General features: G+C 40.4%; 12 protein-coding genes. 10 read left to right on the top strand and 2 right to left on the bottom strand.

The window, feature by feature from the left end; translation table 11 throughout:
• Nucleotides 1-3: 3 nt before the first annotated feature.
• Nucleotides 4-3,606: a two-partner secretion domain-containing protein gene (locus AC012T_RS00695; RefSeq protein WP_487062378.1), complete on the bottom strand. Its 3,603-nt coding sequence runs from the start codon at nt 3,604-3,606 to the stop codon at nt 4-6.
• Between AC012T_RS00695 and AC012T_RS00690 the strand changes: the two genes are divergently transcribed.
• From AC012T_RS00690 to pabB, 7 genes are all read left to right on the top strand, one after another.
• A complete protein-coding gene (locus tag AC012T_RS00690; protein WP_487062376.1) occupies nt 3,599-3,820 on the top strand; it encodes a hypothetical protein in 222 nt (73 codons plus the stop codon). The genes AC012T_RS00695 and AC012T_RS00690 overlap by 8 nt on opposite strands.
• Before the next feature lie 107 nt (nt 3,821-3,927).
• Nucleotides 3,928-6,426, top strand: coding sequence for a two-partner secretion domain-containing protein (locus AC012T_RS00685; RefSeq protein WP_487062374.1), 2,499 nt, complete (start codon nt 3,928-3,930; stop codon nt 6,424-6,426).
• Between the two features lie 152 nt (nt 6,427-6,578).
• The gene (locus AC012T_RS00680) at nt 6,579-9,128 is read left to right on the top strand and encodes a CHAT domain-containing protein (protein ID WP_487062372.1); all 2,550 of its coding nucleotides are present in this window, start codon (nt 6,579-6,581) and stop codon (nt 9,126-9,128) included.
• Between the two features lie 225 nt (nt 9,129-9,353).
• Nucleotides 9,354-10,337 (top strand): DUF928 domain-containing protein, encoded by a 984-nt coding sequence (locus AC012T_RS00675; protein ID WP_487062370.1) that lies wholly within the window; start codon nt 9,354-9,356, stop codon nt 10,335-10,337.
• Nucleotides 10,338-10,678: 341 nt separating this feature from the next.
• On the top strand, nt 10,679-13,459 hold the full coding sequence (locus tag AC012T_RS00670) for a CHASE2 domain-containing protein (RefSeq protein ID WP_487062368.1): 2,781 nt from the start codon (nt 10,679-10,681) through the stop codon (nt 13,457-13,459).
• Nucleotides 13,456-14,757, top strand: a complete 1,302-nt coding sequence (locus AC012T_RS00665; RefSeq protein WP_487062366.1) for a hybrid sensor histidine kinase/response regulator — start codon at nt 13,456-13,458, stop codon at nt 14,755-14,757. Before AC012T_RS00670 ends, AC012T_RS00665 begins: the two co-directional genes overlap by 4 nt.
• A gap of 519 nt (nt 14,758-15,276) precedes the next feature.
• On the top strand, nt 15,277-17,373 hold the full coding sequence (gene pabB, locus AC012T_RS00660) for an aminodeoxychorismate synthase component I (RefSeq protein WP_487062364.1): 2,097 nt from the start codon (nt 15,277-15,279) through the stop codon (nt 17,371-17,373).
• A 34-nt stretch (nt 17,374-17,407) separates the two neighbouring features.
• On the opposite strand, the gene AC012T_RS00655 is transcribed toward pabB, so the two are convergent.
• The gene (locus AC012T_RS00655) at nt 17,408-17,659 is read right to left on the bottom strand and encodes a hypothetical protein (protein ID WP_487062362.1); all 252 of its coding nucleotides are present in this window, start codon (nt 17,657-17,659) and stop codon (nt 17,408-17,410) included.
• A 159-nt stretch (nt 17,660-17,818) separates the two neighbouring features.
• On the opposite strand from AC012T_RS00655, the gene AC012T_RS00650 reads away from it, so the two are divergent.
• From AC012T_RS00650 to AC012T_RS00640, 3 genes are all read left to right on the top strand, one after another.
• The gene (locus AC012T_RS00650) at nt 17,819-18,451 is read left to right on the top strand and encodes a bifunctional 4-hydroxy-2-oxoglutarate aldolase/2-dehydro-3-deoxy-phosphogluconate aldolase (protein WP_487062360.1); all 633 of its coding nucleotides are present in this window, start codon (nt 17,819-17,821) and stop codon (nt 18,449-18,451) included.
• An 81-nt stretch (nt 18,452-18,532) separates the two neighbouring features.
• Nucleotides 18,533-19,045, top strand: coding sequence for a L,D-transpeptidase (locus AC012T_RS00645; RefSeq protein WP_487062358.1), 513 nt, complete (start codon nt 18,533-18,535; stop codon nt 19,043-19,045).
• Nucleotides 19,046-19,269: 224 nt separating this feature from the next.
• Nucleotides 19,270-19,803: a L,D-transpeptidase gene (locus AC012T_RS00640; RefSeq protein WP_487062356.1), complete on the top strand. Its 534-nt coding sequence runs from the start codon at nt 19,270-19,272 to the stop codon at nt 19,801-19,803.
• Nucleotides 19,804-19,944 lie beyond the last annotated feature (141 nt).

Here is a 19,944-nt window from a genome sequence, read left to right as displayed (position 1 = left end):
GCATTAGTTTTGTACAACTGGACAATTAACAGGTGTAACAAAAGAATTCTGAGGAGTAGTAGTGGGTGATTGAGCTACCAAGGTGACATTGCCATCATCACCAATTACCCAGCCTTGCGCTTCTACAATTGCAGCAGGTGATTCAGAAAGCTTTTTCTCTTCTTTTTGAGAGTTATTGAGTTTTTCATTCAGCAAAGCATGGGGTTGTAAGTCTTGCCAAATTACATCACTGCTTAAAAGTTCACTGGGATTAGATGGTAAACCACCCCGTCCAGTGATAACAAACTCACTTTGTTGACTAGCTGTTTGTTCTCCGCTTTGTTTACAAGTTTGGGCTATTAATTTGGAAGCATCTACTACATTCGTTGATAATTCAAATATTCCATTGTTGGGGTCTGTATCAAGTATATTGAGATTTATTTGACCATTTAATGAAGGATTGGCTTGGGAAATAGCTGTAATATCATTGGTAGGGAGCGATGCTGAATTTAATTGGGTGGGGTCGTTTGTTCCCAATAACCTCTCCAGGTCAGCACGAGAGCGGGATATTAACCCAAAGATGCTTATAGCATTAATATTGACACTTCCACCATTGCCAGTAAAAGCGTTGGCGGTAATATCGTTATTTTCTGAGGGAAAAGCCACAATAAATGGGGTATTGATGGTTATATTACCTCCATCACCTCTTGCTTGAGCAGTTCCAGCAGTAGTGGAAATTAGACTATTACGCCTTAATAACAACAGGTCTTGTAGTTGGATTTGAATATTACCGCCAGTATTACTTGCTGTTTCCGCAGAAATTACAGCTTTGTTATCAAGGGTTAATATCCCAGCTTGGATATCAATACTACCCCCTGTTCCACTACCTTGGTTATCGACAGCAATTTTTGCACCATCACGAAGAATCATGATTTTAGGGTCGATGAAGATATTACCACTGTTGCCCGTAACATCAAGGGTAGTATTGGCAAATAAACCTGTGCCGTCTCCTGATAAAGTCACGCGATCGCTTATTTTTAAAGTAATATCTCCGGCTTTATTGCTACTGCTGGTTGAAGTTAGGAGTTGTCCACCACTTGCTGCATCGAAGGTATCTGCTGTCACTTGGATATTACCTGCATCTCCTTGACCTTGAGTTCTCGTATTAATTACAGCACCATTAGTAATTGATAATGCTTGAGCCATGATATCTATATCACCACCATTACCAATTGCTTCAGTTTCCACTAAACTAAGTGCGCCACTAGAAAACCCATTGCTGTTTTTACCATCGAAGGAAACAACTCCACTGGCTTGAATGTTGATATTACCCGCATTACCTACTCCCCTAGTACCAGCAGCTAGTTGAGTCCCATCTGTTAAAAATAGAGAGCCAGTTATAATTTTGATGTCACCACCTTTACCTATACCTCTTGTTTCTACTGCATTGGAAACCAAGCTATCAGAGGATAGGTTGATGGTATCGTTGGCTTGAATGGTAATATCACCAGCATTTCCCATGCCTCTAGTCACACTGATCAATGAAGCCTGATTGCTCAAGTTCAGTGAGTTACTATTAATGTTGATGTTACCTCCTTGACCCTCAGCACCTTCTCTGACACTACTACCTATTGCTGTGGGAAACAGAGGACTTGCTCCATCTAAAATTACAGAGTCTTTAGCATAAATATTGATACTACCTGCATTGCCCCGACCTGAAGTATTTGTTTGCAGTTGAGAACCATTTTTTAAGGTGAATAATCTAGTATAAATATTGATGCTACCTGCCTGGCCTACAGATGTGCGGTTAAGACCACTAATAACTGCACTTTGCTGATCCAATAAGACTTGATCACGAGCATGGATATTTACATTACCAGCATTCCCTTGCCCTGAACTGCTAGTTGTCAATAAACTGTCGTTGCTGGCAACCATTGATCCAGTGTTGATAGTAATATTTCCCGCATTTGCCTGTCCATCTGTGCGGCTATTCAAATTAGCATTATTGGTCAGAGATAAAAACTCAGTATCAATATTGATATCTCCAGCTTGACCTAGACCGACAGAGGCTACTGCACTAGATATACCACTGGGGAATATGCTGCCTTGAGCATCAATGAATACTGTCTTGTTAGCAGTAACATTCACATTTCCACCTTTTCCCTGGCCAAATAAGTTGGTAGACAATAGAGCGCCATTAGTCAGTTGTAGAGAATCAGTCATAATGCTGATATTTCCACCATTACCTACGGCTCCACGACGAACTTGACTACTGATATTGGTAGGACTACCGCTACTACGTTCGCCATCTAAGGAGATAGTATCGTGTGCAGTAATGATGATATTACCTGCATTTCCTTCTCCAGATACTAGACTGGTTATATTAGCACCGTTGGTCAATGTCAAAGCATTGGTTGTGATGCTGATGTTTCCAGTGTTACCTTTTGCTCCTTGGGTAATAGAAGTACCTACTGCTGTGGGAAAGCCATCTCTATCCTCACCATCTAAGAAGATATAATCATGGCCAGTAATCCTTATATTTCCAGCATCACCTTTACCCTGGGTAACATTATTGATTGCTCCCCCATTGGTTGAAATTAAGGTTTTAGCTGTAATCTGTATATCTCCTCCTGTACCTACGGCTTCTGGAAAGAGGTATTGCAAAATGCCGCTAATGCCATCTATTTTGATTTCTGCTGCTGCATTTAGGGTGATATCCCCTGCTTTACTGGTAGCTGATCCTAAACCAGCGCCGATACCAGCAAAAATAAAACTATCACTCATTGCTATATTCTGAGCATTCAGTGATACACTGCCGCCATTACCAGCAATAACGTTAATTCTTGTCCCATTTAAGAAAATATCTGCCTTGGTTAAACTCTCAGGAAAATTCAGGCTTAAATTATCACTATCGCGGCTAAATTCTACAATTCCTTCTCCGCTTACTCCTCCTAGCTCCACTCTACCTGTGGGAACTCTCAAGGTTGCGTTATCTAAGCTGACATTGCCACCTACCAGCGCTATGGTTTTACCGCTTGGTTTCAAGAAATCAGTACCCTGTACTTGAATACTTCCTGAATTGCTCTGATATTGTAATCCCAAGGGGACGTTAATTGTTAATACAGAAGCAGATTGGGGATTTTTGGCACTGAATAATAAACCATCACCAAACACAAAACTATCTGCTGTGCTGGCAATAAAAGAACCGCCCACATCCAATCTTGCATTTTGCCCAAAAACTATGCCGTTGGGGTTGATCAAAAATAAATTGGCATTACCCAAAACCCCAAGTGTCCCCAAAATATCAGAACGGTTTTTTCCAGTGATTCGTGTGAGAATATTTTCTATGCCTGTAGGGTTGGAAAAGTAGACCCGTTGCCCGTCACCAATGCTAAATTCACGAAAGCTGTGAAATAGGTTTGCTCCTCGGACTGCACCACCTTCAATTAGTAGGTGTAGCTCATTGGTGACATCTTTTTGTTTTATCAAAGATGCTTCATTGCCCAATGTAGTATCGGGTTTAATTTCGGCAAGGACAACAGTTTCTCCCAAAATAATGGGATTTAGCAAGAGTGCTAACCCAAAAAACAAAAACTCGTTTGACCATCTAACCAAAATTTTGTTCAAAAAATACATTACTTATTATTCTTTAATAATCACATATTTTAGTTGGGAAGAATTTGAGGAATGCGATCGCACTCTCAAAGCCCAACTCACTTTCAATACTCATTTCCAGCGAGATGGACATATACAACAGAATTCAGGAATAAAACTGGCTGGATGTCTGGCTTTGAATTTAGATTCTTTACCGTATGGCTACGCCACGCAAGCTATCGGCTGATGCTCACGGCGAAGCCTCATTGATCTGCAATCCGCTGTATATGTTAGAAATAATTACTTTTTGGGAATCCTAAAAATTAGTCATCAAGTATTGAGAGACATTAAGTAATGAGAGTAAGTTATGTAGGTTTAGGTTTGCTGAATCAACTAGCACTAGGTTTAATGCTGATTTGGTGCCATACGGCTCATGCTCAAGTGACATCTGATGCTACCACTAACACCAACGTCATCTCAAATGGCAATAACTTTACTATTCTTAATGGTATTGAAAAAGGTAAGAACTTATTCCACAGTTTTGGCAATTTCTCTATACCTACAGGTGGTTCAGCTAACTTTGATTTAGTGAACACGCCAAACATTACAACTATATTTAGTCGGGTTACAGGTGGAAATATTTCCCATATTGATGGCTTGATTCAAACCCTCAAGGGTAATCATCCCACCAGTTTATTTTTGATGAATCCTAATGGAATTATATTTGGAGAAAACGCTCGTTTGAATATTGGTGGATCGTTTGTGGCGACGACAGCCAATAGTATTACGTTTAGCGATGGAGTTGAATATAGTGCTGTTAACGCGAACACAACTTCTTTGCTGACGATGAGTGTACCTGTGGGTTTGCAGATGGGCAGTAATCCTGGTGCAATTAGCGTTCAAGGATCAGGACACAATGCTCAAATAGGCATATCGCTTCCAGTCTCTGAACCGAACCTGGGTACAAAAGGATTGCAGTTGCAACCTGGAAAAACCCTAGCACTGGTGGGTGGAAATATAGACTTAGAAGGAGGGTTGCTCTATGCACCGGGAGGAAGAATAGAACTGGGTAGTATCAATAACTCCAGCGTCGTCCTCAATTCCATTCCTGAAGGATTCACCCTCAGTTATCCCAATGCTTCCAGTTTTGGGGATATTCAGATCACTCAACAAACTTTAGCATCTACACGCGACTCCACTGGGAAAAGGGGAGGAGACATCCAAATTCAGGGGAAACATATCAGTATCCAAGATGGTTCGCTGATATTAGTACAAAATCTTAGCAATCAAACTGCGGGTAATATTGCCATCAATGCCACAGAATCCCTTGATATCATTGGCAAGTCTCCTGATTTTAATAGTTCTAGCAGTTTAATCAATGAAACTATATCCTCTGGTGCGGCAGGAAATATTATCGTTACCACTCCACGATTGAATATTGATCAAGGTGGCTATATCTTAAACCGTACCTTTAGCGCAGCACTGGGTGGCAACATTGCACTCAATACTAATCAAATGCGGGTCAACGGTTTTGCATCTGGCGATCCTTTTCCTTTTCGAGCAGTCAGCCAGATATTCGCTGCTTCTTTTGGGACTGGGAAAGGTGGAAATATTGCCATCTCCACTCAAAATCTGTCTATTTTAGCTGGCGCTAATGTGGCAGCAAGACCTTACTCTTTAGGTAATGGCGGTGATGTCGTAGTCAAAGCAGATACGATTCAGGTGACAGGTGAGGGAGCGCCAGACGGTCTTTATTTTAGTCTGTTATCTGCTGCCACATTCGGGTTGGGTAAGGCAGGGGATTTAAAAATTGATACTCGTACACTTTCAGTTCAATCTGGCGGTAGAGTATCTGCTTCTAGCATAATTTTAGGAGATGCGGGTTCACTAACTATCAACGCCTCTGAATCAATAGATGTGAGTGGTGTAAAAAATCCGCAAAATCCCAGTTATATTGGTACAGCTGTTATTCCTGTTTTTGGAGTTTCTAGCGCTAATTCTGGTAGCACTACGATTAACACCCCAGTTCTTAATATCAGTAATGGTGCAACGGTGTTTATCAGAAATACTGGCTCCGGTAACGCTGGCACCTTGAACATAAATGCGAATACCTTAAAAATAGATAATGGGGCGAGCATTTCTGCATCTACAAAAGCAGGTGAAGGTGGTAACACTAATTTGCAACTGCGGGATTTGCTACTGATGCGTCATGGTGGTTTTATTAATGCAGAAGCTGGTGGTAGCGGTAATAGCGGCAACATTACTATCAATGCTCCGATCATTGTCGGTTTAGAAAACAGTGACATTATTGCCAATGCAGTTAAAGGAAGAGGTGGCAACATTCAAATTGCCACTCAGGGAATTATCGGGCTAGAGTACCGTAATCTCCTCAATCCTAGAGAAGTTCCTAGTAATGATGTGACTGCAAGCTCACAATTTAATGTCAGTGGCACGGTTCAAATTAATAACATCGGTGCCGATCCCAATTCTGGTTTAGTGGAATTGCCAGGGAATGTTACTGACTCATCCCAACAAATCGCTAGTGGTTGCGCTAATAATACTGGCAGTAGTTTTGTGGCAACGGGACGAGGTGGGATACCACAAAATCCTAATCAAGAAGTGAGGAGCGTTGTCTACGATGGGCTACACCTCCGCACTTGGTCTGATATCCGCGATATCTCTGCATATCGTCAAAGAGAGGAAACACAAGGTCAAACACCCCAATCTTCAGAGGTGCTTGTCCAATCTACAGGTTGGCAACGTAATGCTAATGGCAAAATTGAGTTAATCGCAGCTAAATTTCCTGCTCATCTGCCATCATATTCAACTTGTGCTGCCGTTTCCAAAAGTTAATTTTCCTAATTTTCCTTAATTTAGTGAGTGTTAGAAATGATTACCGATAGATTTGATCACAAGTTGGGTACTATAAATAATAGTGATTATTTGAACACTACTTGTACCGTGACGAATCATCAAACAAATTCCTCAATCATAAGTAATTAATTATGGCTTTCCGAATTAAACGAACTCGTTGGCTGTATGCTGGCTTGAGTATATTAAGTTTATTTCTAGTGTTTATCGGTACACCTGTTAAAGCATCTCCAACAGTAGCAACAACACCGATTATCTCTGCTTCCCAACCTACTAACGGGCTAGAAAAGGGGCGAAATCTCTATCGTGCGGGACGTTTTACCGAAGCTATTACGGCTTGGCAAACAGCAGCGCAACAATATCAAACCCAGGGCGATCGCTTAAATGAGGCTTTGAGTTTGAGTTATCTTTCCTTAGCACAACAGGAAATCAACCAGTGGGAACCAGCCCAAAATTCTATTGAGCAAAGTCTCAAAATTTTGCAAAGTACTAAACCTGCTGCTGATGCAATTATCTGGGCGCAAACACTGAATACCCAAGCAAACTTACAGTTGCGTACTGGTAAAGCTGAAACTGCCATCGAAAACTGGCAACAAGCACAAAAATATTATGAGCAGGCTGGCGATATAACAGGCAGTCTGGGTAGTCAAATTAACCAAGCACAAGCTTTACAAAGTTTGGGATTTTACCGTCGTTCGAGACAGCAGCTAGAGACACTAACTCAAAAATTGGCAGCAATGCCAGATTCGGAAGTTAAGGTTAGTGGATTGCGATCGCTTGGCTGGGCTTTACAAGCGATTGGTGATGACAAAAGCCAGCAAGTTTTGGAACAAAGTTTAGATACAGCAAATAAAATTCAAGCCAAAACCCAGTTAAGTTCTATCCTTTTAAGTCTAGGAAAAAATGCCTCACATTTGCAAGACCCAGAAACAGCATTAAATTACTTTGACGATGCCCAACAAGCTGCCACTAACCCGAATGAAGAGTTGCAAGCACGTTTGGCTAAGTTCAAATTGTTGATCGATTACGACAAACTCGAATATGCAATTCCCCTCGCTCCTCAATTGCGACAACAACTAGCAGAAATACCACCTAGTCACGATTCTCTTTACGCAGCGATTAATTTTGTTGCCACTGTAAATCAATCGGCAAAAACCGAGAAAGTTTTACCAAACAAAGACTTAGCAGAACTCATGGCAGTGACAATAAAATCTGCCCAAAACATTCAGGATACTCCCGCAGAAGCACACGCATTATATCAGTTAGGACAACTTTATATCCGCACTCAGCAATGGTCTGAGTCCAAGAAATTAACAGAGAAATCTCTCAATATAGCCCGTCAACTCCAAGCTGACGATATCATTGCTCAAGCGGCATGGCAGGTAGGAAAGTTATATAAGCAAGAAGGTAATAAATCGGCAGCAATTACAGCCTACACAGAAGCAGTTAAGTCATTAAAGGCACTGCGCGGGGATATGGTTGCTGTTAACCCAGATGTCCAATTTTCCTTCCGCGAAAGTGTAGAGCCTGTATATCGGGAACTCGTGGGGTTACTTCTGGATGAACAACCAACACAGACAGCATTAATGCAAGCTCGTGAATTAATTGAATCATTGCAAGTCGCTGAACTCGATAACTTTTTCCGGGAAGCTTGTTTAGATAAAGCGCAGCAAATTGACAAAGTTGATCCCACAGCAACAGTTATTTACCCAATTATCTTAAGCGATCGCCTGGCGGTGATTCTTTCCCAAACCGGAAAACCTCTGCGTTACTACGTTACTCACAAATCTCAAGCAGAAATTGAACGAACTCTGAGTAATTTGTTCGTTTCCCTTAACCCGGTTTCCGATTCTCAAGAGCGGCAGAAATTTACTGAACAAATTTATGACTGGCTAATTCGTCCAGCAGAACAGGAGCAAGCTTTTAAAGATACCAAAACATTAGTGTTTGTTTTGGATGGAAAGTTGCGTAACATTCCTATGGCAGCTTTGTATGATGGCAAGCAATATTTGGTTGAAAAATATGCCATTGCCCTGTCGCCAGGATTGCAACTCATGGCTGCTCATCCACTCCAGCAAAACAAAATTAATGCGATCGTTGGCGGTATTAGCGAGTCTCGTGCTGGGTTTTCTGCCTTACCTGCGGTGGAGTCAGAAGTTAAGCAAATATCTCAGTCAATCCCGTCTCAAGTTTTACTCAACCAAGAATTTACAAATAAATCCTTTGGCGATCGCATTAAATCCGCTAAAGTTGATGTTGTTCACCTCGCAACCCACGGACAATTTAGCTCCCGTCTTGAAGATACCTACTTACTTACCTGGGATGGGCGCATTAATGTTAACGAACTGTCAGAACTACTCAAAAATCGTGGTGGGGATTCATCAAAAGCGATTGAATTACTAGTACTAAGTGCCTGTGATACTGCAACCGGAGATGATCGTGCCGTCCTTGGTCTAGCCGGTTTAGCTGTTAAATCCGGTGCGCGTTCTACCATTGCCACCCTTTGGCCAGTCAAAGATAAAGCCGCAGAAATACTGATGACTAGCTTCTATGAACAACTGCGACAACCAAAAATTACTAAAGCCGAAGCATTGCGTCAAGCACAAATAAACCTGATTCGTCAAACTGATTTTCGCGATCCATTCTTTTGGTCTACTTTCGTTTTAGTTGGAAATTGGAATTAAACCACGTCTACGTCGAAACCAATAGTTTTTTCTTCATCGGGTTTAGTTCCTAAATCCTATACTCTTCCCTGTTCCCTTTTAAAAAACTCCAATTCTCAACTTGGAGGAGGTTTAACTACGTGTTGACAGTAAAAATTGTGATAAAAATATATTTCCTTTATGGTATTTTGCTCCATATTCGTTTATAAAAGCTAATATATACCACCCTATTTAGGGACGGAGATCATGAAACGTCGATATTTAGTTAGTACATTGAGCTTAACCGCTCTTTTGTCTAGCAGTATATGGACTAGTGCCTATGCTGTAAAATTTACCCCCCCTGCCACAAATAGCGCTCCTAGCCAAGCAACAGGAGGGGCTTCCAGAGGTAATTTATTTACTCCCCCGGTTAGAAATAGCGCTCCTAGCCAAGCAACAGGAGGAGCTTCTAGAGGCACTTTGTTTACCCCTGCTAAAGGTAACAGCGCTCCCCAACAGTCAAGTGGTGGGGCTTCCAGAGGCGATTTATTTACCCCTGCTAAAGGTAACAGCGCTCCCCAACAGTCAAGTGGTGGGGCTTCTAGAGGTAATTTATTTACCCCTGCTAAAGGTAACAGCGCTCCCCAACAGGCAAATGGTGGGGCTTCTCGCGTTGGTACTTACTACTTGAATCCTTCGAGTGTTGGAGCATCTGGTCCAGCAGCATTAATTGCACTTCTGCCTCAAAGCTTCTATGGCACAACAGTGTCGGAACGTCCTACAGTTATGGTGCATTTACCTGCTTCTAATGCAGAAGAAGCTGTATTTAGCCTGAAGGATGAATCTGGTAGAATGCATTACAGCACAACTATCCCAGTTGCTAAAAAAGTTGGTGTAGTTGCCTTTAAAATGCCTGCGAATGCACCCAGTTTAGCTGTTGGTAAGAAGTACCAATGGTTCCTTGCCCTGAAGGTGAATGGACAACTTAGCCCTAGCACACCTTACGTTGATGGATGGATTCAGCGCATCTATCCTAGTGCTGATTTGGCAACGGCAATGCAACAAAAAGATGCTCTGAAACAGGCGACTGCTTTTGGTGCGAATGGAGTGTGGTATGACTGTCTAGCAACACTAGCTACCTTACAAGCTGGCCAACCCAATAACCCAAGTATAACCAAACAATGGGAAGAACTTCTTTCTTCGGTGAACTTGAAGGAAATTGTAAAAGCTCCATTAGTATCTGTCAACTAGAAAATTAGATTAATTTCAATACGGTTCAGTTCAAACCAAAATATTGCCTCAATTGGCCTTGACTGAACTGTATTGAAACTATTTTTAAACAACTCCATAGAATGATTAATCCTGTTTTAATATCATTCCTCTAAAACTTGTCCCCGCAAAAGTAGAGGTAATTCATGAATTACCCCTACTCTATTGGATAATGTTTTTTATGGAGTTCTCTTAAACAAGTATTGTGGAAAAATGCTTGAGCAGGGCTATAAAATCTCCTGATAATATCTCCACAGGCGATCAGAGCATCCACTACGCCGACGGCGACTATCATCAATATTATTTCAGCGTGTAGCGTAATTATGTGGCGCAAATTCAAAACTTTCATCCAAAACACTCGCAGCGTTTTGATTATTACTCCTAGTATTGCCCTAACAGTACTGATTGGGCAATCCTTGGGACTTTTCAATTTACCTGAGTGGAAACTTCGCGATGAATGGATGCGTCTAGCACCCCCGGAGAACATGGCTGATGAGATAGTAATCATTACAATAGATGAACGCGATATTCAAGCTGTAGGTAAATGGCCTGTTCCAGATTGGGCGCTGGCAGAATTGCTCGCAAAAATCCGGTCACAACAACCCCGTGCAATCGGGTTAGATTTGTATCGAGATTTGCCAGAGGGAAAGGGATATGAGCAACTAGTGCAAATTTTTCGGACTACTCCTAATTTGATAGGAGTGGAAAAAATCATTGGTGAGCGTGTCAACCCCCCGCCGGAACTAAAAAAAAATGACCAAGTGGGATTAGCTGATTCGGTTCTAGATAGCGATCGCCATGTGCGTCGCGCCCTCCTCACAGCTAAAGATGAAAAAGACGATGGCAAAATCAAAGCTGGACTAGGAACCCTTGTTGCCCTCAAGTACCTGGAAGTTGAAAAGATCACCTTAGAATCAATTGACGAACAGCGGCAGAAATTTCAATTGGGTAAGGCAATTTACGAACCACTTAGTAATCAAGAAGCAGGCTATGGTGATGCCGATATCGGGGGTTATCAAATCCTGCTCAAATGGCATGGTTCAGAAACAGCATTTCGGACGGTTGCCATGCGTGATGTGTTAGCCGGAAAAATTCCAGCCAACTTGATGCGCGATCGCATGGTATTTATTGGATCAACTGCCACTAGTACCAATGATTTCTTTAGCACGCCCTTCAGTTCTACCTTGATTTCTGCCCAAAAACCAACTCCTGGTGTCGTTGTTCACGCTAATATTGCTCTCCAACTGGTGCGAGGGGCAAAAACAGGAAAAACCACCCTCCACGGTGTCACTGGTAATGTTTTCTCATTCTGGATTATTCTGTGGACTGTAATTGGTTCTACAGGTAGTTGGTGGTTAGCTAGTGCGCGTACAGGAAAATGGATTCCAGGGGGTAAAATTCTGTGGGCAACTGTAGTTATCAGCACAACATTGATGGCAAGTGGTTACGGAATATTTTTACTTGGACTGCTAATTCCAGTCACACCTGCTTTAGCGGCGTTCATCGGCAGTGTAGTTGCAACAACCAATGCCTATAAACAGCAAAAGTTAGAACAAACAAATCACCAACTAGAAATTGCTAATACTCAGCTATTAGATTATTCCAAAACCTTAGAAACAAAAGTCGAAGAACGAACTCACGAACTTTTGGAAGCAAAGCAAGCTGCTGATGCCGCCAACCATGCCAAAAGTGAGTTCCTGGCCAATATGAGCCATGAGCTACGCACCCCGCTTAATGGTATTTTAGGTTTTGCCCAGGTATTAACCCAATCGCCCAACTTAACCAAGGAAAACCTCGACGGAATCAACATTATTCACCAATGTGGTTCCCATCTGTTGATGTTAATTAATGATATTCTCGACTTGTCGAAGATTGAAGCTCGCAAACTCGAATTAGTGACCAATAGCCTAGATTTGTCAAGTTTTCTACATGGAGTTACAGAAATTTGTGGGATTCGAGCCGAGCAGAAAGGAATTAGCTTTAATATTTTAATTAGCGATCGCTTACCATCTACCATTGAAACAGATGAAAAGCGATTGCGACAAGTATTAATAAATTTGCTGGGCAATGCCATTAAATTTACAGATAGCGGTAGTGTCACCTTTAAAGTCGAGCTACTAGAAACCAACCTTGAATCTGCTCAATCCCCAACTGCAAAAATTCGCTTCCAAGTAGAAGATACAGGAGTCGGGATGTCACCTAACCAGCTCGAAAAAATCTTTTTGCCTTTTGAGCAAGTAGGTAATATGGGGCAGCGTTCTGAAGGTACTGGTTTGGGATTGACCATCAGCCAAAAAATTGCCGGATTGATTGGCAGCCAAATTCAAGTACAAAGCAGTCCAGGTGAAGGCAGTATTTTTTGGCTAGATACAACAGTTCCAGTATCCCTGGAACAGGATTGGCATTTAGGAAGAAACACATCAAACCACGAAAAAATTATTGGCATTCAAGGTAACGCACCTCAAATTCTCATTATTGATGATGATGCAAACCATCGTTTAATATTAACTAGCTTGCTACAAGAAATTGGCTGTCGCATTCAAGAAGCCAGCGATGGAAAACAAGGTTTGCAATTAGTTAGCGACAGCCAACCTGATATGATTTTGCTTGATATAGCTATGCCCAACATGAATGGTCTTGAGTTCATAGTTCACCTACAAGAAAATCTGCCAAACCATAATATTCCCATTATTGTTTCCAGTGCTAACGTCTTTGAATCAAATCGCCAGCAAAGCTTACAGGCAGGTGCAGCTGCGTTTATACCGAAACCCCTCCAGAGAGATCAACTGCTTAATGCCTTGCAATCGCTGCTCAAAGTTGATTGGATTTATGCAGAATCTAGCCAACAATCTCTACAGAAAACAAAACAGACTCCTCCTAATGGTGAATTAATATTGCCATCTCAAGAGGTTTTGCAGGAACTATATCACTTAGCAATGATGGGGGATATATCGGGAATAGAAGAAACATTAAAAACCCAAGTAGACCAAAACAACCAGCTAGTTTCCTTTGCTACTGAGTTAACTAAACTTACTGACAGTTTTCAAACTGCAAAAATCCGTAAATTAATTAAATCTTTTGTAGCTGAGGAAACAGTAAAATGAGTGACAATCTTCTCTCCCAACCAATGTATATTCTTTTAGTAGATGATAACCCGAATAATCTCAAAGTACTATCAGAAGCAATTCAGGGATATGGCTGGAAAGCACTGATGGCAAGTGATGGAGAGTCAGCAATCGAACAAGCAGAATACGCACACCCAGATTTAATTATTCTCGATGTCATGATGCCTGGAATTGATGGCTTTGAAACTTGTCGGAGGTTAAAAGCTAATTCAATTACTCGGAATATTCCAGTTATTTTTATGACAGCATTGTCTGATTCTACAGATAAAGTCAAAGGATTAGAAATTGGTGCAGTTGATTATGTTACCAAACCATTTCAACAAGCAGAAGTTATTGCCAGATTAAAACTACATCTGAAGCTATCCCATCTGACGCGGACTTTAGAACAACAGGTAGAAGAACGTACTGCTGAATTGAGCAAATCTCTACAGCAGCTACAAAATACCCAATTGCAAATGATTCAAAGCGAAAAAATGTCTGCATTGGGTAATTTGGTTGCCGGGATAGCTCACGAAATGAATAATCCTCTGGGGTTTATTTCCGCTACCCTCAAACAAGCAAAATCAAATGTTGGCGATATTATCGAACACTTAAAGCTTTATCAAGAAAGCTTACCAAGTCCCAGCCAAGAAATTATTAACCATGCCGAAGACATAGATCTGGATTACTGCACAGAAGACATATCCAAAATGATTGACTCCATGATAGTAGCTTGCGATCGCATTGAAAATATTAGTAATAGCTTAAGAACTTTCTCTAGGGCAGATCGAGACTATAAACAACCTTTTAATTTGCATGAAGGTATCGACAGCACAATTTTAATTCTCAAGCACCGTCTCAAAGCCAACGAAAAACGTCCAGCAATAGAGGTATTTACAGAATACGGCAAGATACCTAAAATTGAATGCTTTCCTGGTCAATTAAATCAAGTATTTATGAATATTCTGGCAAATGCCATTGATGCTTTAGAAGAAGCAAATAGCAGGTTAACTATTGAAGATATTAAGGCAAAGCACAACAAAATTATAGTTAAAACATCAGTAGAAGATAACCAAGTAAAAATATCAATTACTGATAATGCTCAGGGAATGAGTGAAGAAGTCAAAGAAAAAATATTTGACCATTTATTTACCACAAAAAGTATCGGTAAAGGTACAGGTTTAGGTTTGGCAATTGCTCAGTCCATTGTGGTAGAAAAACATAACGGTTCAGTGGTTGTGAATTCTAAACTAGATGAAGGGACTGAATTTGTTATTAGCTTGCCAATTATTACTTAGATCTAAAATTGGCTTGATTGAAACTATGATTGTCGATACTTGTAATCTGCCAGTTCGCTGATTTTGAGAAATATTGGCTCTACGGTACTTATTATGCTAAATTACCAAGTCGATTAGAGGGAACAGGGAAAAGAGACAATACTTTGCAATAATGTTAAAAATTCTGCATCATTTCTTATACAAATTAAAGTTTCTGGTATTTTTTGCCTAGATTTTACATCTTAGGTACTGAAGAACCGAAATATTTAGGGCTTGCTTAATAAAGCTAAAACTTAGATATATCAAGAGTTTGAAGGTTAAAAAGGTGAATCAGGTGCAAGGAATAAGCGTTGAAACTGTTCATTTACCTATCACTTGAAGAGATTCAAGACTATTCTTCTCTTCTTCTAATTCTTCCTCCTGACTCCTGACTCCTGAATTCTGACTCCTAGCCCATGACTTACGTCACGCTGCGCGAACACAGATAACTTTTTCAGCAAACCCTATTTATTAATTTAAAACCCAAAGGGAAAAATTGAAGTGCGAACACTGATTATTGATAACTATGATTCCTATACATTTAATTTATTTCAAATCATTGCCGAAGTAAATGGAGAATTGCCTATTGTAGTTTATAATAATCAACTGAATTGGGAAGAAATTACACAATTAAAATTTGATAATGTAGTCATTTCTCCGGGACCAGGCCGTCCAGAAAAAGCTAAAGATTTTGGGATTTGTCCACAAATAATCCAAAATATAAATATTCCTCTACTTGGTGTTTGTCTCGGTCATCAAGGACTCGGTTATTTATATGGTGGTCAGGTTATTCATGCACCGGAAGTTAGACATGGAAGATTAAGTAAAATTTATCATAATGACTCTGATTTATTTACAGGAATCCCTAATCCTTTTGCAGTTGTCCGTTACCATTCATTAATTCTTGCTGAAAATTTACCAAACTGTTTAGAAAAAGTAGCTTGGACTAAAGAAGGATTAGTAATGGCTTTACGCCATTGTCATTTACCATTTTGGGGTGTACAATTTCATCCAGAATCAATCTGTACTGAATATGGTAAAAAATTACTGAATAATTTTAAGGAAATAACTTTAAAATTTTATAATCAAGAATCAAAGCCAAAACTATTTTCGTCCTTTTCTACTACCTATTCTCCACAAAAATCAAAACTGGAGTTTACAGTTTACAGTAAAAAGCTAGATATTTATCCTGATACAGAACAGGTATTTTTTCATTTTTTTAGTCAAGAAAAAAATGCTTTTTGGCTTGATAGTAGTGATGTAAATTCTGGTCTTTCACGCTTTTCTTTTATGGGAAGTAGTAATGGAGAAAATAGCTTATTCGTTGAGTATCGTACCCAAACTCAAGAAATTACTATTATCCAATCAGGTAAAGTTACACGCCGGACAGAAAGTATATTTGATTATCTAAAACGAGAACTTGAGCAAAGATACTGCAATTCTGATGATTTACCTTTTGATTTCAACTGTGGTTTTGTTGGTTACTTCGGTTATGAACTTAAAGGGGAATGTGGTTCTGAATTAATGCATTCTTCAGAACTGCCTGATGCGGTGTTTATCCTGGCTGACCAGATAATTGTATTTGATCATCAAGAAAAAAAAGTCTATCTTTTATTTTTGGGAAAAAATGATCAATTGCATTTGGCAGGAATTTGGTTTAATGAAATTGAAAAACAACTTAATCAACTTCTACCTTTATTGCCTATTTTATCGCAATTGAAAGAACCTGTAATTTTTAAATTAAGTCGTTCTTATCAAACTTATATAAATGATATTGAAAATTGTTTACAGGAAATTCACGAGGGGGAAAGTTATCAAGTTTGTTTAACAAATAAATTGTCTACAAATATAATTCCTGAACCATTGGCATTTTATCGCACTTTACGCAAAATAAATCCTGCACCTTATTCAGCTTTTCTCCGTTTTGGTGATCTGGCTATTGCTTGTTCTTCTCCAGAACGATTTTTAAGAATTGATGCTCAAGGTTGGGTAGAAACTAAACCGATTAAGGGAACTTCAAGAAGGGGCAGAACTCTGGAAGAAGATTTTATTTTGCGGGAAAATTTGCAGAATAGTGAAAAAGACCGTTCTGAAAATTTGATGATTGTGGATTTGTTACGCAATGATTTAGGTCGTGTTTGCGAAGTTGGTAGTATTCATGTTCCGAAATTAATGGATGTGGAAACCTATGCAACTGTGCATCAAATGGTTTCAACTATACGCGGTTGTTTACGTCCAGATCTGGGAGCAACTGACTGTATTCGCATGGCCTTTCCTGGTGGTTCAATGACGGGTGCGCCAAAAATTAGAACAATGCAGATTATTGATAAGTTGGAAAATGAGGCACGGGGGGTTTATTCTGGTGCAATTGGGTTTTTAGCTGTGAATGGTGCAGCAGATTTGAATGTTGTAATTCGGACTGCGATATTAACTCCTGATGAAACTTCTATTGGGGTGGGAGGTGGAATTGTGGCTTTATCGGCACCAGAAGCAGAATTTGCGGAAATTATCCTCAAAGCTCAGGCTTTAATTGAGGCTTTACTCATTACTGTTCATGGTGAGTTTAACCCAAATTCATACTACATTTCGGTTCAATAACTTACATTAAGAATTACGAATTACGAATTACGAATTAATTGCTGCTGTTCAAGTCCCATTTATTTGTTTCCACAATGCGATGGGTGGAAAATAATTTGCGGTAAGTCCAATGAGTTGTCAGAAATATCAAACTTCCTAAGCTAAGAATCAGGATACTAAAAACTGTTCCGTAGGCGTGAGAATGCCATAAAAGCCGCTGTAGTTGCGATTTACTAAGTTTCCACAGACGGAATAAATTGACTTTTTGGAAATTGTGAAGATTGATTGGTGTGTTCTGCTGTGCCATCGCCATTTTTAAATCTACGGTAATTCGATAGAGTTTTAGATGTATTGATTAAGTATGGCATAGTTGAATTTAATAGGCAAGCTTAAATCTAAATTGCTGTTCCTATGTCACCCTGGTAGAGGGGATTTTAGCTCCTCTTGGTTACAAGTCACAGTAAAAATGTCGAATCAAGTTTGGTTATCACAGTTACAGGAACATCGAGCGATCGCAGTAATTCGCGCTCCGAAAATGGATTTGGGTGCAAAAATGGCTGCTGCTGTGGCTGCTGGAGGTATGCGGCTGATCGAAATTACTTGGAATAGCGATCGCGCTGCTGATTTAATTTCTCTACTCCGCACCGAATTACCCGGCTGTATGATTGGTACAGGGACGCTGTTTAATGTCCAGCAGTTGCAAGATGCGATCGCAGCTGGGGCGCAATTCCTCTTTAGTCCCCATACTGACCCAGAAATGATCAAAGCCGCAGTCGCTAAAGATGTACCGATTATTCCTGGCGCACTTACACCCACAGAAATTATTACTGCTTGGCATCAGGGCGCAAGTTGTGTCAAAGTATTCCCTGTGCAATCAGTGGGGGGAACCAGCTATATTCAAAGTTTACAAGCACCACTTGGGCATATTCCCTTAATTCCTACTGGTGGTGTCACGTTAGCAAATGCTAAAGATTTCTTACAAGTTGGAGCAGTAGCTGTAGGCTTAAGTGGCGAATTATTCCCCAAAGAATGGGTATTAGAGGCAAATTGGAGTGCGATCGCACTTCAAGCAAAAAAGCTCATACTGACGTTAAATTAGTAGTTAAGTGACAGGGAACAGGAGCAAGTTTACCAATTACCCGTTACCAATTACGAATTAGCGAAGAGGAGTGTGTTTACCATGAAGAACCTTATTGATCCTGACTGGATGCGTCCTTTAAAAATATTACTTGCAGGTGCATTCGTCTCTGGTAGTATTTTAACTCCGGTATCGGGTCAAGTTTGGGCAAATTCCCCTAATAATAAAATTGCTACAGCTATTGAAACACTAAAACAATCTGATCAACGCTGGATTCAAATTGACCTCTCAAAGCAAAATTTAATTGCTTGGGAAGGTAACAAACCCGTGTATGCAATCACCATTTCTTCGGGGAAACGATCTACACCCACTCGCATTGGGACTTTTAAAATTCAAACCAAGTTAAAAAAAACGCGGATGCAAGGTAGAGGGTATAACGTTCCCAACGTCCCCCATACCATGTATTATCAAGGCGGTTATGCTATTCACGGAGCATATTGGCACAACAGATTTGGTACACCCGTCAGTCATGGCTGTGTAAATCTTGCACCCAATCATGCTAAATGGGTATTTGAATGGGCTGATGTGGGGACACCAGTCGTTATAAAAAAATAGAGGATTAGGGATTGGGAATGGTGATTGGTGATTCTCCTCCCACCGTCCCAGTCTCTAAATCACAGGAAATCAGAACAATTAAACAGTGCTTTGCGACCCAGGATAGGTAAAATGGAAAAAGGGGAGGAAACATGATTGACAATCTCTGTTTCCTTGAATTTGGCGTAAATCCTGATAAATCCTGCACAAACTGATAACAGTAAATCTTCAAAGGTAATTGGATTATGCCAAGCTGGATTCGCAGTGCTTTAATACGTTCCTCTGGAACTTTTTGTACAGGTTTAGCGTTGATGTTGGTGACTTTGTTCTCTTGGTCTTCACCAACCAGTGACCCCAAAATGACAGCGGCTAATGCAACTACAGTAAATCAAAGCACTACTGTATCTAAAACTAAGCAAATATCCCTATCTCGCCGAATTGAAATTGATTTGTCTGAGCAAAGATTACGGGCATGGGATGGTAAAACACTGGTTTATTCATTCCGAATTTCTACTGGTAAACGCCGCACCCCTACACCAGTTGGTAGGTTTCAGATTAATTCTAAATATCGTGTTCATCGGATGCGTGGTAGAGGTTACGATATTCCCGATGTTCCTTACGCTATGTATTTTCATCAAGGCTATGCCATTCATGGTGCTTACTGGCATAACAATTTTGGCACTCCTATGAGTCATGGTTGCGTTAATTTGCCAGTTAGCCAAGCACGAAAATTATACAATTGGGCTTCCACAGGGACTGTGGTGGTTGTGCGTCGATAGATGAGACGGAATTAGACATACAGCAGAATTCAGGAGTCAGAAGAGTTGTGAGTACCAAGTACCGAGTACCGAGTGCTTGACTCTCCTTCTTACTCATTACTCGTTACTCATCGCTCTGTACTGGCTTTGTGTATAGGTTTC

Source organism: Anabaena sp. EIM26 (assembly GCF_057568715.1).
This window is presented reverse-complemented; position numbering and strand designations above follow the sequence as displayed.

Bases quoted from the DNA above. Each gene is read 5' to 3' on its own strand.
- AC012T_RS00655 (WP_487062362.1), bottom strand. From the start codon at position 17,659: ATGGCACAGCAGAACACACCAATCAATCTTCACAATTTCCAAAAAGTC.
- AC012T_RS00680 (WP_487062372.1), top strand. From the start codon at position 6,579: ATGGCTTTCCGAATTAAACGAACTCGTTGGCTGTATGCTGGCTTGAGT.
- AC012T_RS00645 (WP_487062358.1), top strand. From the start codon at position 18,533: ATGAAGAACCTTATTGATCCTGACTGGATGCGTCCTTTAAAAATATTA.
- AC012T_RS00685 (WP_487062374.1), top strand. From the start codon at position 3,928: ATGAGAGTAAGTTATGTAGGTTTAGGTTTGCTGAATCAACTAGCACTA.
- AC012T_RS00640 (WP_487062356.1), top strand. From the start codon at position 19,270: ATGCCAAGCTGGATTCGCAGTGCTTTAATACGTTCCTCTGGAACTTTT.
- AC012T_RS00665 (WP_487062366.1), top strand. From the start codon at position 13,456: ATGAGTGACAATCTTCTCTCCCAACCAATGTATATTCTTTTAGTAGAT.
- AC012T_RS00675 (WP_487062370.1), top strand. From the start codon at position 9,354: ATGAAACGTCGATATTTAGTTAGTACATTGAGCTTAACCGCTCTTTTG.
- AC012T_RS00650 (WP_487062360.1), top strand. From the start codon at position 17,819: ATGTCGAATCAAGTTTGGTTATCACAGTTACAGGAACATCGAGCGATC.
- AC012T_RS00670 (WP_487062368.1), top strand. From the start codon at position 10,679: ATGTGGCGCAAATTCAAAACTTTCATCCAAAACACTCGCAGCGTTTTG.